9 protein-coding genes are annotated in these 14595 nt (G+C 57.8%); 3 read left to right on the forward strand and 6 right to left on the reverse strand.

All coding sequences use genetic code 11. The features are described 5' to 3' along the window. Position 1: 1 nt before the first annotated feature. Positions 2-1399, reverse strand: a complete 1398-nt coding sequence (locus tag ACMGGH_RS07910) for a PTS fructose transporter subunit IIC (protein WP_232948687.1) — start codon at positions 1397-1399, stop codon at positions 2-4. Between the two features lie 179 nt (positions 1400-1578). Here ACMGGH_RS07910 and ACMGGH_RS07915 point away from each other — a divergent pair, with 179 nt between their 5' ends. Further along, on the forward strand, positions 1579-2238 hold the full coding sequence (locus tag ACMGGH_RS07915) for a MurR/RpiR family transcriptional regulator (RefSeq protein WP_041911449.1): 660 nt from the start codon (positions 1579-1581) through the stop codon (positions 2236-2238). Positions 2239-2246: 8 nt separating this feature from the next. Here the strand turns inward: ACMGGH_RS07915 and ACMGGH_RS07920 are convergent, their stop codons facing one another. The 4 genes from ACMGGH_RS07920 to treR all read right to left on the reverse strand — a co-directional run bounded on the left by ACMGGH_RS07920 (position 2247) and on the right by treR (position 7329). Then, positions 2247-2993 (reverse strand): oligogalacturonate-specific porin KdgM family protein, encoded by a 747-nt coding sequence (locus ACMGGH_RS07920; RefSeq protein WP_028015309.1) that lies wholly within the window; start codon positions 2991-2993, stop codon positions 2247-2249. A gap of 135 nt (positions 2994-3128) precedes the next feature. Then, entirely contained in the window at positions 3129-4784 is a 1656-nt protein-coding gene (gene treC / locus ACMGGH_RS07925) for an alpha,alpha-phosphotrehalase (RefSeq protein WP_232948686.1), read from the reverse strand. 51 nt (positions 4785-4835) lie between these two features. Next, complete coding sequence (gene treB / locus ACMGGH_RS07930) at positions 4836-6254, reverse strand: PTS trehalose transporter subunit IIBC (RefSeq protein WP_232948709.1); 1419 nt, start codon at positions 6252-6254, stop codon at positions 4836-4838. 127 nt (positions 6255-6381) lie between these two features. Beyond that, complete coding sequence (gene treR / locus ACMGGH_RS07935; protein WP_420299085.1) at positions 6382-7329, reverse strand: trehalose operon repressor TreR; 948 nt, start codon at positions 7327-7329, stop codon at positions 6382-6384. Positions 7330-7719: 390 nt separating this feature from the next. Here treR and mgtA point away from each other — a divergent pair, with 390 nt between their 5' ends. Together mgtA and ACMGGH_RS07945 are read left to right on the forward strand one after the other, a co-directional pair. Further along, the gene (mgtA, locus tag ACMGGH_RS07940; RefSeq protein WP_232948685.1) at positions 7720-10428 is read left to right on the forward strand and encodes a magnesium-translocating P-type ATPase; all 2709 of its coding nucleotides are present in this window, start codon (positions 7720-7722) and stop codon (positions 10426-10428) included. 178 nt (positions 10429-10606) lie between these two features. Further along, on the forward strand, positions 10607-12991 hold the full coding sequence (locus ACMGGH_RS07945; protein ID WP_232948684.1) for a beta-N-acetylhexosaminidase: 2385 nt from the start codon (positions 10607-10609) through the stop codon (positions 12989-12991). 83 nt (positions 12992-13074) lie between these two features. Here ACMGGH_RS07945 and gbpA read toward each other — a convergent pair whose 3' ends face one another. Further along, on the reverse strand, positions 13075-14526 hold the full coding sequence (gene gbpA / locus ACMGGH_RS07950; protein ID WP_232948683.1) for an N-acetylglucosamine-binding protein GbpA: 1452 nt from the start codon (positions 14524-14526) through the stop codon (positions 13075-13077). Positions 14527-14595: the final 69 nt, after the last annotated feature.

Genomic DNA, 14595 nt, shown 5'->3' on the forward strand with positions numbered 1-14595 from the left:
CTTAGCTGGCGTTCTTTGGGCTGACGTAAAGCACGCCCAGGGCGCAAATCAGTGCGCCAATAAAGACGCTCGCCAGGTAGCCCGCCACGTTGGTTGCCAGCGGCCAGCCCCAGATGGCCGGCAGCGGCAGCGTCTGCTTCACGCCGAGTGCAATGGCGACCAGCGCGCCGGCGACGGCACCGGTCATGAACACCGGGATCAGACGTGGGTTTTTCAGGATGAACGGGATCGCGCCTTCGGAGATCCCAATCACGCCCAACAGCAACGAGGTGCTGCCAACGGTTTTCTCTTCCCGGCTAAAAACATCCGGTAGTCCAAAGCGGCCGTTGAGGAACGCGGCAAAGCCGACGCCAATAGAGGGGATCACGATGGAGAGTTCGCGGGCGGTGAGATCAAACGTTTCGCTCATGCCATTCAGGCCGAGCGCGACTGAGCCTGCCGCCTTGTTGACCGGGCCGCCCAGGTCGAACGCGGTGCCTGCGGCGATCATCGCGGAATAGAATCCGCGCCCGGTGTCACCTGCCGAGGTAAAAAAGACCACCATCAGCTGGTTAAGCGAGCCGAAAATCGGGTTAATCAAATATTCCATGACCATCACCAGCGTAATGCCGGTGATCAGTGGGACGACCAGCATGGTCTTGATGGTGGTGAGCTGCTGGCGGACGTGAATGGAATCATTCAGCCAGCGCACCAGATAGCCCACAAAAAAGCCAATGCCGATCGCGCCGAAAAAGCCGGACGGCATGAAGCCTTCGATATCAAAGAAGCGCTTGTAGACCTCGTCTGACATGATGCCGCCGATAAGTCCGGGGATCAGCGCCGGTTTGCCGGCAATGGAAAACGCCAGATACATGGCGAAAACCGGATACATGAACTTAATGGTCATAAAGCCCACTTTATCCAGCACGCTGAACGGCGAATGGTCGATGTTAATAAACTGGCCGGTAATTTTGGCCGTTGCCATCATCAGCCCGCCCATGACCACCACCGGCAGCATATAGCTGATGGCCGCCATGATATGGCCGATAAAAATCTGGTAAGCCGAAGGCTGGAGTTCGTCTTCATGTACGACAGTTGTGACGTTTTTTTTCATGGCAAGCGCCTGACGCAGATAGCGATCGGTATGCTTGATCAGCTCTTGCGTGCGGGTCTGAAGGTGGGGAATGTTTTCAAAGCGCTCGGCATCCTGAATGGGGACGTCGGTTGCCAGAATAATGGCCGTGGCGGAGGCAATATCCTGCTTCGTTAAGCGGTTTTTAACGCCGTCGCTGCCCTGCGTTTCGACCTTAACCTCAATATTGTGCTCTTTAGCCCATGCAATAATTTTATTCGCCGCCATAAAGGTATGTGCAATGCCCGTCGGGCACGCCGTTACCGCGACAACTTTCTGTTTCGTCATTGTCATAATTCCCTGGATGTGAAAACAGGGAAAGTATAAAGAGAACCTAAAACAGTTTTTAACGTTTGCTAATACTAATTACGTATCGCGATACGCGTAAATGCAATGTGTGAAGCGCCTTCCAGAGACTATTTCTCTGTTGTGTTAATATCATGCCGGGATTAAACAGGGTGTAATATATGAATTCATTCCAGGGAAGTGAACGCTTGATATTTGAATACATTCAGCATCACGCGTGTAATATTTCTAATATTTCGGCAAAAGAGATTGCCCGTGATACCTTTACAACGACAACATCCGTTAATCGTGTGTGTAAAAAAATGGGGTATAAAAGCTATACCGAGCTTCGGTATCGTTTTTTACGCGATCATTTTACCCCGGCGCCTGCAGTGCCCGACGCGGGTCCGCAGGCGGACGACATTGTGGCGGAGGTGTCCAGGCTGCTCATCCATTCCAGCCATATCTATCTGTACGCACGCGGCGCCTCGCTTACCAGCCTCAACTACCTGTCGCGCTTTTTATCGCTGGCGAGCCTGCCGCATCTTATTTTGAATGACATGCACCAGCTGACACGGGTATCGAAGGGGACGCTGGTGCTGATCAGCAAATCCGGGGAGACACAGTCGCTGATAGAAATGGCGCGAAACGCGCTGCGCAAGGGCTTAAAGATTATTGCAATTACCCGTCAGGGGGCGACGCTGGCGTCGATCTCAACGCTATGCTGGCCGTTATCGATCGACATTAATGCGGTATCGCTGTATCAGCGGGAGGGCCAGCTTGAACTGTTAAGCGCCGTGGACCGTATCGGCTGCAGGCTGCTGCAGCACGATACGGTGTAGTCAGGCCGTCAGAGCTGCTTCACTATCCCCAGACGTACGGCATAATCATTTTCATGGTTGCCGTCATTGTTGATATAGGTTTTATCCAGTGACACCAGCTCGACGTAAGGCGTCCAGCCATCGTCGAGCTGGTAGTTGAACGCAACGGTATGCTCCCAGTAGGTATCATCCCCGGTTCCCTGATCGACATTATCCTGCCAGCGGAAGCGCGGGTTGTAGGACATACCGAATTTGCCAATGTTGTACGCGAACCAAATGTCGAACTGGTGTGACTGACGTCGGGTATAGCCGCTGCCGTCGAGTTCTTTGTCGCTGTGCGCGTCATTGATGGTGTTATAACGGTAACGGGCAGAGAGGTTCAGACCGTTATCGAACGCTTTCCAGCCCTGAATGAAGGGGCGATAGTGGGTATTACTGGGGGTGAAAACCGTCACCATGCCAGGCGCAACGGCAAAGCCATTGCCCAGATTGAAGCGCCAGCGCGTTTCAATCTCCTGTGCCGCCTCCGTTAATCCTTTGTCATCGGGATTATTTCGGTCGGTATCACCAAAAAAGGTGTCGTTATGGTTTTGTGCGGCTTCAACGGAGAAGTAAAAACCGTTATCCGCCTGATGCATAACCTTAATACGAGAATCATTTACGTCAGAGCGCGTATTATGGCCAAAGCGAAGGTCGACGGACGTATTTCCGCACCATCCCTGTGTGCTCAATAATAATGCGCTAATACACGTTACTTTAATAATTGTCTTTTTCATCATGTCCTGCCGAGGTTATTTAATTGGCAGGGCTATTTTTATTTTCGGTACGCCGTGATGTAAAAGTTATCGTCGTACATTTAACGTATCGCTAAACATAAAAAAGGAGATACAGCATGCTGTATCTCCTGACGTTTATTCCTGCACCCACCAGATGGCTTCAAACGGGCGCAGTTGCAGCGTATCGGGACGAGAGGGGACGTCCTCATAGTTGCTGAGTGCGACCTGCCATGCGCCCTGTACCGGGTCCGGCTGCCACTGCTGGCGCTCTCGGCTCAGGTTTGCCACCACCATCAGCGTCTGGCCCTGCCACTGGCGGCGATAGCACCACAGGGAAGTGTGTTCCGGCAGCAGATCGTCATAATCTCCCCACGTCAGCACCGGGAGGGTCTTGCGCAGACGAATCAGCGACTGATAGGTGTAGAACACTGAATCCGGGTCGTCCAGCGCCGTACGGGCATTCACGGTTTCATAGTTATCGCAGACCCCAATCCACGGCTCGCCCTCGGTAAAGCCCGCATTGTGCGACGCGTCCCACTGCATTGGGGTTCGCCCGTTATCGCGGGATTTACTCGCCAGAATCGCCAGTAATTCATCCGGCTCACGGCCATTGGCCCGCAGTTCGGCGAACATGTTCAGGCTTTCCACGTCGCGGTAGTCGGTGATGCGGCTGAAGTGCGGGTTGGTCATGCCCAGCTCTTCACCCTGATAGATGTACGGCGTGCCCTGCATGCCGTGCAGCACCATGCCGAGCATCTTTGCAGCGTGAACACGGTGTTCCCCTTCGTCGCCAAAGCGCGACACGATGCGCGGCTGGTCGTGGTTACACCAGAACAGCGCGTTCCAGGCTTTGTTGTGCATCCCCTGCTGCCAATGGCGGAAAAGGGTTTTCAGCGCCACAAAGTCCGGCTTTGCCTTCGTCCACTTTTCGCCGCCGGGGTAGTCCACCTTCAGGTGGTGGAAGTTAAAGGTCATCGACAGCTCGCGCCCGTCGAGCGACGCGTACTGCTGGCAGTTCTCCAGCGAGGTTGACGACATCTCGCCCACCGTCATCAGGTTGCGCGGGGTGAAGACGTCGCGGCTCATCTCCTGGAGATATTCGTGGATGCGCGGGCCGTCAGTGTAGAAGCGGCGACCGTCGCCAATGGTGTCGTCCGGGAAATCCTGATCTTTAGAGATGAGGTTAATCACGTCCAGACGCAAGCCGTCCACGCCGCGATCGGCCCAGAACTCGCATACCTTTTTCAGCTCGGCGCGCACCGCCGGGTTTTCCCAGTTGAGATCCGCCTGCTCGGGCGCGAAAAGGTGAAGATAATACTGCTCGCTCTCGGCGTGCCAGCGCCAGGCGTTGCCGCCAAACTTGGAGCGCCAGTTGTTGGGGAGCTGCTCCGGCGTGCCGTCGCGCCAGATGTAGAACTGGCGGTACGGGCTCGCTTTGTTCAGCGACTCGCGGAACCAGGCGTGCTGCGTGGAGGTATGGTTAAACACCATATCCAGCACGATGCGAATGCCGCGTTCGTGCGCTTCGGCAACCAGCTCGTCAAAGTCATCCAGCGTGCCGAAGGACGGGTCGATGGCGGTGTAATTCGCCACGTCGTAGCCGTTATCCACCTGCGGGGAAATATAAAACGGCGTCAGCCAGATGGCGTCGATGCCGAGGGTTTTCAGGTAATCCAGCCGCTGCGTCACGCCGCGCAGATCGCCGGTGCCGCTGCCGGTGGTGTCCTGAAAACTCTTTGGGTAAATCTGGTAGATGACGCCGTTCTGCCACCAGTGAGGAAGGGTATTCATAGTGCGTTCCTGCAAATGCGAAGGGGCGCAACTGCGCCCCGAAAGATGAAGTTAAACAATCTGCAGCGTGCCCTGACGGAACTTACGCTGGTAAACCACGGTGGTGAGCGCCATGGGGACGATAATCGCCACCGCCATTGCCAGGGCAAACACCTGCCAGAAAGTAGGCTGGATGGAGAGGATGCCCGGCAGGCCGCCGACGCCAATCCCGTTCGCCATCACGCCGTTCAGGCCGCACAGCAGGCCCGCCAGGCCGGAGCCGATCATCGCGCAGAGCATCGGGAAGCGATACTTCAGGTTGATGCCGTACATCGCCGGTTCGGTGACGCCGAGATAGGCGGAGATGGCCGCCGGAACGGAGATCTCACGCTCGTTGTGCTTACGGCTAATGATAATGATGCCGGTCACCGCAGAGGCCTGCGCAATGTTAGAGAGGGCGATAATCGGCCAGACCGGGGTACCGCCGAGGCTCTGGATCATCTGCATATCGATGGCCAGCGTGGTCTGGTGCACGCCGGTGATCACCAGCGGGGCATACAGGAAGCCAAACAGCGCGGCACCGATTGGCGCGAAGCTGCCGGTCATCAGATGACGCACCGCGAAGGCCACGCCGTCGCCGATCATGCGGCCAAACGGACCGATAAAAGCGTGCGCCAGGAAGACGGCCAGGATCAGCGAGCAGACCGGCACTACCACCAGGTAGAGGTAATCCGGCACGATGCGCTTCAGTCTCGTCTCAATAAAGCCCAGCGCCAGACCCGCCAGCAGGGCCGGAATGACCTGCGCCTGATAGCCCACCTTGGCGATGGTAAACAGGCCGAAGTTCCATACCTCAGGCACCTGCTGACCAAGTAAGTAAGCGTTCATTAACTGCGGAGAGACCAGCGTGACGCCCAGTACGATACCGAGAATTGGCGTACCGCCCATCTTGCGTACCGCGGACCAGCAAATTCCCACCGGCAGATAGAAGAAAATCGCCTCGCCAATCAGCCACAGGAAGTCATAGATGCTTTGCAGCGCCGGGTACATCTGCGCCAGGGTTTTACCGTCGCTCATTGGCACATCGCCGATGACGTTACGGAAGCCCAAAATTAAGCCCCCGCTGATCAGCGCCGGCAGCAGCGGGAAGAAGATTTCTGCAAAGTGGGAAATCAGCTGCTCGTGCCACTTCATATTCTGGCGCGCCGCCTTCTTCGCCTGCTCTTTATCGGCAGAAGAGTGTCCGGTGGTCGCCAGCAGAGCCTGATAGTAATCGCCCACTTCGGTACCAATCACCACCTGGAACTGTCCGGCGTTGGTGAAGCAGCCTTTCACCATGGAAAGCTCTTCAATCGCCTTCGGGTTGGCCTTGGCCGGATCGTTCAGCACGAAGCGCAGGCGGGTAATGCAATGGCTGACGGTGGCGATGTTCTCGCGGCCGCCGACCAGGACGATCAGCCGATCGATATCTGCTTGTTTGACTTTACTCATCATGAAACCTCATGACAGATGTTGAGGGGGGTAATGATCTGAGCGCAAGCCTACTCCTTCAGCGTGACGGCGAAAATGGGAACGTTCCCGAAATCGGGCGAAGATCACAATAAACGATTCAGGGGGGTTATGAGAGACGGGCAGGAATAACGATCTGGCGCGGCTCGCTCCGCCCGTTGATCTGTTCGATCAGCTGCGCGGCGGCCTGTCTGCCGGACTCGGCGTAGCCCGGATCGACGGTGATAATTTCAGGGTGCAGGAACTTCATCAGCGGCGTGCTGCCGACGCTCGCCACCTGCAGGTTATCAATGCGCTGCTCCTGCAGATACTTGCTGGCACCCAGCGCAAGGGTGTCCGTGGCGCACACCAGCGCGGTGGTCTGCGGCGTCAGGACGCTGGCGACCTGCTCGTAGCCCTGCTTCATGCCCAGCCCCGGCAGGGAGGCCACGGCAGGGAGATTGTGCTTTTTGCAAAAGGCCAGATAGGCCTCGTGGCGGCGCTTGCCGGTGGTAACGTCCGCGTGCGGCACGCCCAGATAGCTGATGTGGCGGTGGCCTTCTTCGTACAGGCGCTGCATCAGGGTGATAATCGCCCCCTCATCGTCATAACAGACGGAGGCAAAATCGTGGGCATCGCGCGCCAGCAGCACCAGCGACGGCTGCCAGTGTTTCAGCATCTCCTCGTCAATGCCGGTAAAACCAAACAGCACCACGCCGTCAATGTTACGGCGCTGGAGCATGCCGAGATGTTCTTCCACCAGCTGTGGCGAGAACTGGCTCTCCATCATGATCGGATCATAGCCCTGCTCGTAGAAGGCAGGCAGCATGGTCTGAACGGCGAGGTTTTCGGAGAGGGAATCCAGACGCGAAACGATGATCGCCACCACTTTATCGCTCTGCCCGCGCATGGCGCGCGCGGAGCGGGAAGGGGAAAAACCGTGCTGATTCATGACCGCCTCAACGCGCTCGCGGGTGCGTTCGCTGACGCCGCTTTCGTTGTTCAGCACGCGTGAGACGGTTGATTTCCCCACGCCGCTTAAACGCGCGATGTCTTTAATCGTAAGGCGGTTCTGCATGCTGTTTTCCCTGTAACAACGACAAAATGGTCAATTGAGCCTAATGCTATAGCGCGATTTCGCTATGGGCAAAGTCTGGTTTACGTACTGTTTATTTGCAGGCGCGTATAATACCGCCCGAATCGTCACAAAGGGTACGCTTAAATCTTTATACTGCGCGGCGACACCCTGTTTTTTTACTTACCGGAGGCTTTATGGATCCCGATCCCACACCTCTCCTGAACGGGAGAATTTGTTCTTTCCGGTAAGCCAGCTTTTGCTGTCTCACCGGTAATGTGAGGCAGCAACGTCCCAAACGTTCCTGCTTGAAAAATTGAGTGCCTGACAGGTACGGCTTTGCCACGCCTGAAGGGAATGCTGCGTCCGCCTGGCGGATGCGGAGGAATGTCTATGTTTAAAAATATCACCCGGCAGCTGCAGGCGCTGCTGAGCCGCCATCTGCCACACCGTCTTGTTCAGCGCGACCCGCTGCCCAATGCCAAAAACATGGCGGGAGCGGCGATCCCGGCGTCCCTGACCGAACGCTGCCTGAACGTGGCGGCGATGGATGAAAACGAAGTCTGGCGCGCCTTTGGCGGCCATCCGGAAGGGCTGAACGCGGCAGAAGTGGAAAAAATCCGCGCCGTGCACGGCGATAACCAGATCCCGGCGCAGAAGCCCTCTCCGTGGTGGGTGCACCTGTGGCTCTGCTACCGCAACCCGTTCAACCTGCTGCTGACCGTGCTCGGCATCATCTCTTACGCGACGGAAGATCTCTTTGCCGCGGGCGTGATTGCCCTGATGGTGGGTATCTCCACGCTGCTGAACTTCATTCAGGAAGCCCGCTCCACCAAAGCGGCGGACGCCCTGAAGGCGATGGTCAGCAACACCTCGACCGTCTCGCGCGTGATTAACGACCTCGGCGAAAACGCCTGGGTTGAGCTGCCTATTGACCAGCTGGTGCCGGGCGATCTGGTGAAGCTGGCGGCGGGAGACATGATCCCGGCGGATTTACGCATCATCCAGGCGCGCGATTTGTTCGTGGCGCAGGCCTCCCTGACCGGGGAGTCCCTGCCCGTTGAGAAGGTATCGCGCAGCCGCGACCCGCAGCAGATGAACCCGCTCGAGTGCGACACCCTGTGCTTTATGGGCACCACGGTGGTCAGCGGCACGGCGCAGGCAATTGTCACCGCCACCGGCGGCAATACCTGGTTTGGACAGCTTGCCGGGCGCGTCAGCGAGCAGGAGAGCGAGCCGAACGCGTTCCAGAAAGGGATTGGCCGCGTCAGCATGCTGCTGATCCGCTTTATGATGGTCATGACGCCGATTGTCCTGCTGATCAACGGGTACACCAAAGGCGACTGGTGGGAGGCGGCGCTGTTTGCGCTCTCCGTGGCCGTCGGCCTGACGCCGGAAATGCTGCCGATGATCGTTACCTCCACGCTGGCGCGCGGGGCGGTCAAACTCTCTAAACAAAAGGTGATCGTCAAACACCTCGACGCCATCCAGAACTTTGGCGCGATGGACATTCTCTGCACCGATAAAACCGGCACCCTGACGCAGGATAAAATCGTGCTGGAGAACCACACCGACATCGCCGGTAAAACCAGCGAGCGCGTGCTCCACAGCGCGTGGCTGAACAGCCACTACCAGACCGGGCTGAAAAACCTGCTCGACGTGGCGGTGCTGGAAGGCGTGGACGAGGAGGCCGCCCGTACGCTCTCCGGCCGCTGGCAGAAGGTGGACGAAATCCCGTTCGACTTCGAGCGCCGCCGCATGTCGGTGGTGGTCAGCGAGCAGCCGGACGTGCACCAGCTGATCTGCAAAGGCGCGCTGCAGGAGATCCTGAACGTCTCCACGCAGGTGCGCCATAACGGGGAGATCGTGCCGCTGGACGACACCATGCTGCGCCGCATCAAGCGCGTCACCGACAACCTGAACCGTCAGGGGCTGCGCGTGGTGGCGGTGGCGAGCAAATTCCTGCCCGCGCGGGAGGGGGACTATCAGCGTATCGACGAATCCGATTTGATCCTCGAGGGTTACATCGCATTCCTCGATCCGCCGAAAGAGACCACCGCACCGGCGCTGAAGGCGCTGAAGGCGAGCGGCATCACCGTCAAAATTCTCACCGGTGACAGCGAGCTGGTGGCGGCCAAAGTGTGTCACGAAGTGGGGCTGGACGCGGGCGACGTGGTGGTGGGGAGCGACATTGAGCACCTCACCGACGACGAACTGGCGCAGCTTGCCCAGCGCACGACGCTGTTTGCCCGCCTGACGCCGATGCACAAAGAGCGCATTGTGACGCTGCTGCGTCGTGAAGGGCACGTGGTGGGCTTTATGGGCGACGGCATCAACGATGCGCCCGCGCTGCGTGCGGCGGACATTGGCATCTCCGTGGACGGCGCTGTGGATATCGCCCGTGAAGCGGCGGATATCATCCTGCTGGAAAAGAGCCTGATGGTGCTGGAGGAGGGCGTCATCGAAGGGCGTCGCACCTTCGCCAACATGCTCAAATACATCAAAATGACCGCCAGCTCCAACTTCGGTAACGTCTTCAGCGTGCTGGTGGCGAGCGCGTTTCTGCCGTTCCTGCCGATGCTGCCGCTGCACCTGCTGATCCAGAACCTGATGTACGATGTCTCTCAGGTAGCGATCCCGTTTGATAACGTGGACGACGAGCAAATCCAGAAGCCGCAGCGCTGGAACCCCGCCGATCTGGGCCGCTTCATGCTGTTCTTTGGGCCGATCAGCTCCATCTTCGACATTCTGACCTTCTGCCTGATGTGGTTTGTGTTCCACGCCAACACCCCGGAACACCAGACGCTGTTCCAGTCCGGCTGGTTCGTGGTAGGTCTGCTGTCCCAGACGCTGATTGTGCATATGATCCGCACCCGCCGCATTCCGTTCATTCAGAGCCGCGCCGCGTGGCCGCTGATTGTAATGACGGGCATTGTGATGGCGCTGGGTATCGCGCTGCCGTTCTCCCCGCTGGCAAGCTACCTGCAGCTGCAGGCGCTGCCGCTGAGCTACTTCCCATGGTTGGTGGCGATCCTCGCGGGTTATATGGTGCTGACCCAGATGGTGAAAGGGTTCTATGCGCGTCGATATGGGTGGCAGTAAGCTCATTTTGCCACAATCCAGACGTAGGCCGGGTAAGGCAAAGCCGCCACCCGGCATCTGGCTTTCCTCCCAAATTCAACAACCTGTGATCTCCGTCGGCGCATTCGCTTGACGACAATTTGTACGCATGTTAACAGAATGTTTTGCCTGTATTTGGCCCGTCAGATAAGGAACATTCATGTTACGGTACAGTCTCTTAACCGCCGGGCTTATGCTCGGCGCCTCCGCTTTTGCCGCGCCGGCAGGCGACCTTCCCCTGATGCCCTGGCCTGCGAAGGTTGAACGCCCGACGACTCAGGGTGCGCTGGTGCTTAACAATCAACTCTCCGTGAGCGTCAGCGGCGACGATCTGGGGGACGCGGTCAACCGCCTGCGCCAGCGCATTGCGCTGCAAACCGGCTGGACGCTACAGCCACAGGCCGAAAAACCTGACAAGCCGACCATCCGTATCGCCATCGCTAAAAAGGTGAAGCCGCAGCCGCTGCCGGACAGCGATGAGAGCTACAAACTCATAGTGGATGCCAACGGCGTGAACATCTCCGCTAACACCCGCTTTGGCGCATTGCGCGCAATGGAAACCTTGCTCCAGCTGATGCAGAACGGTGCCGAAAACACTTCGATTCCGTGGGTTACCATCGAAGATTCACCGCGCTTCCCGTGGCGCGGGCTGCTGCTCGATTCGGCGCGCCATTTCATCCCGTTACCCGATATCAAGCGTCAGATCGACGGCATGGCTGCGGCTAAGCTCAACGTCCTGCACTGGCATCTGACTGACGATCAGGGCTGGCGCTTTACCTCGAAGCGTTATCCAAAATTAACCCAGCTTGCCAGCGACGGGCTGTTCTACACCCCTGAGCAGATGCGCGAGATTGTGCGTTACGCTGCCGAACGCGGCATACGCGTGGTGCCGGAAATCGATATGCCGGGCCACGCCTCAGCGATTGCCGTCGCCTATCCAGAACTGATGAGCGCGCCGGGGCCGTACGCTATGGAGCGCCACTGGGGCGTACTAAAGCCTGTGCTGGATCCCACCAAAGAGGCGGCCTACACCTTTGCCGACGCGATGGTCAGCGAACTGGCGGCGATCTTCCCCGATCCGTATCTGCATATTGGCGGCGATGAGGTGGACGACAGCCAGTGGAAGGCAAACGCGGCGATCCAGAGATTTATGCGCGACAATAAACTGGCGGATAGCCACGCGCTGCAGGCGTATTTCAACCGCAAGCTGGAGACGATCCTTGAGAAGCACCACCGGCAGATGGTCGGCTGGGACGAGATCTACCATCCCGATCTGCCGAAAAGCATTCTGATCCAGTCCTGGCAGGGACAGGACGCGCTGGGGCAGGTGGCGCAGAATGGCTATAAGGGCATTCTCTCAACCGGCTTCTACCTCGACCAGCCCCAGTCCACCGCCTATCACTACCGCAACGAAATCGTGCCGCAGGGGCTGAATGGCGTGGACGTGATAGCGGACACCGACAGCGTCCAGAGCTGGGCTTTCTCCATGCCGCGCCTGAAGGGCAAGCCGGTGGAAGGCAGCTTTACGCTGGTGAAAGGCGACGCCGGCTGGCGCGGTTTTATTGATTTTGCCGGGAAATCGCGTCGGGCGGTGAATAACATTCAGTGGCGCGACGACAACCAGGTGACCTTTACCGTCGACACCTGGATGGGTGAAACGCGCCCGGTGGTCAACGTTGATAACGACAAACTCACCGGCTATTTCCTGGTGGGAAACACCCGCTACCCGATTAGCGGCGCGCGTCTGGACGACGTGCCGAAAGGTACCCCTCCGGTCGTGCCGGACGTGGCGAATCAGGCCAACCTGCTCGGCGGCGAAGCCGCGCTGTGGGCGGAAAACGTGGTCGCGCCGGTGCTGGACATTCGCCTGTGGCCACGCGCCTTTGCGGTGGCGGAGCGGCTGTGGTCCGCGCAGGACGTCAACGACGTCGATAACATGTATACCCGCCTGCAGGCGATGGACAGCTGGTCCACGGTGTCGGTTGGGCTACAGCAGCACACCCAGCAGTTGGTACAGTTTACGCGGCTGGCAAATAATGCGGATACCCTGCCGCTGCAAATCCTCGCTCAGGCGCTCGAGCCGGCCCAGTATTACACCCGCCAGCACCTGAAGTTCCAGGCCGGAAACTACCATCAGTTTGAGCCGCTTAACAGACTTGCAGATGCGTTGAACGCCGAAAGCGCCACCGTGCGTCAGATGCACAAGTGGGCGGACCGCCTGGTGAGCGACGCGGAAGACACGGAGAGCGCCGAGGCGCTGCGCCACGTCTTTAACCGCTGGCAGAACAACACCAGCGACGTGCTGGCCTTGAGCGAAAACAGCTATCAGCTGAAGGCCATTAAGCCGGTCATTCTGGAGGTGGATAAGCTGGCCTCGATTGGCCTGAGGCTGACGGATCTGGTGGCGCGTCAGGGGACGCTGGACGACAAAGAGATCGCGTCGATCCAGAGCGAGCTGGAGAGCGCGGCGAAGGTGCAGGATGAGGTGGTGATTGCGGCGGTCTATCCGCTGGAGACGCTGCTACGCGCCACGCGAAATCAGTAACACACATGCCCGGTGGCGCTGCGCTTACCGGGCCTACGTGGTGTAGGCCCGGCAAACGAAGTGCCGCCGGGCATAAAGGCCACTCAGTTCTTCAGAACCCACGCCTCTTTCCAGTGTGCGCCAACGCCTGGCTCATACTGGTTTGCGGTTGGGCTGTACTGCACGCAGAAGCCGCTGTACGGGAAAGGCTTACATTCGTAGGTCTTACCGTCTTTAGGCTGAAGCACCACGGTACCAGCCTTGTACGACGCGATATTGTCCGGGAAGGTAAAGTCGTGGTGGCCGGTGCTATCCGCAGCGGCATCGCCTTCCAGCATCAGGTTCAGGACGTCCTGCGCGAACAGGGTGCCGTCTTTATTGGTCGCGTAGTATTTCAGCATGTGGTGACCGGCGGTCACGTCGGTCAGGGTCATGGTGACGTCCTGATTGCTGTTGTTCATGTCCTGCTTCAGGTAGCCTTTTTCCGCACCGTGGTGGTTCATCACGTGTGCTTCAAAATTCACGTCACCCTGCGTATTCACGTGGAAGGTCACGGTCGCGTTGCCATGTTCGATTTTGCTGTATTGCAGATCGGTAACGGCAATGGTTTCGCTCACCTGCGCTTTCTGCTCTTTATAAGAGATAGCAACGGACTGCAGCGTGCTGCCGTCTTTCACGAATACGCTGTTGGCGCCGTGAACCGGGCTGATGTCACCGGCTTCATCCTTCACACCGACGCGCACGTCGTGCTGCGCGGTGTTGATCTTCTGCGCCAGATCGTAGGACCACTGGTTAGCGTCGCCTTGTTCAGCAGAGCCGATGGTCATCTCGGTGCGCATGGCGGTCACTTCGCCGTGGGCGTCGAAGAAGCGTGCGATAACTTTATCGCCCACGTTCAGGTTATTACCGGCAATCTGGCCGCTCAGGGTTTTGCTCCACTCGGACACAACCGCAGGCGTTTCGTCCGGGGTAACGTTGCCGCCATTCCCGAAATCAACGTCGATAGCCTGATAGAAGCTGTTTGTGGTATCTGCAATTTCCCATACGCCGTAAATTACCTGATAGCCTGTGCGTTCAGGAACATTACAGGTCATGGATTTAGTTACGGCTGGCGCCTGGCTATTTCCGTTAATTGTACAGAACGGGGTTAATTCAAACTGATCGCGGGTTAGCGGCTTATTTGGGTCCCAGTTTTGTTTGGTAATGTAATAACGCCAGTTGGTGGTTTTGTGCGGCGCAGTATGGTGCCAGACAAATTCATGCGGGCCCGCGGTCATCGGGTTTTTAGTCCACGCATTCAGGCTCTGCTTATCCAGCTGAGAATATTGAGAGATACCCGCGCTGGCGAGGTGTCCGTCTGCTGGCTCTGCCCCGGTCGGGAAGCCGGAGGTTTTCTCTACGCTCTGCGGTTCATACTGTACGGAGCCGCAATCAATATTTTGACCCAGCTTACACATATAGGCGCGGCTGGCAGGAGATTCAATATATCCGTGAGCAAATGCCGAAGACGCAACGGTCACTGTTGCGAGGGCAAGTGCAATTTTTGAAAGTTTCATTACTCATCCATTATTAGAGAATATTACTAGGCGAGGGAGAGTCTAATAATGGATCTGGCTCTGTGTCAT

Origin of the sequence: Enterobacter sp. BNK-16 (assembly GCF_048684955.1) — a bacterium.
Classification (GTDB): domain Bacteria; phylum Pseudomonadota; class Gammaproteobacteria; order Enterobacterales; family Enterobacteriaceae; genus Enterobacter; species Enterobacter bugandensis.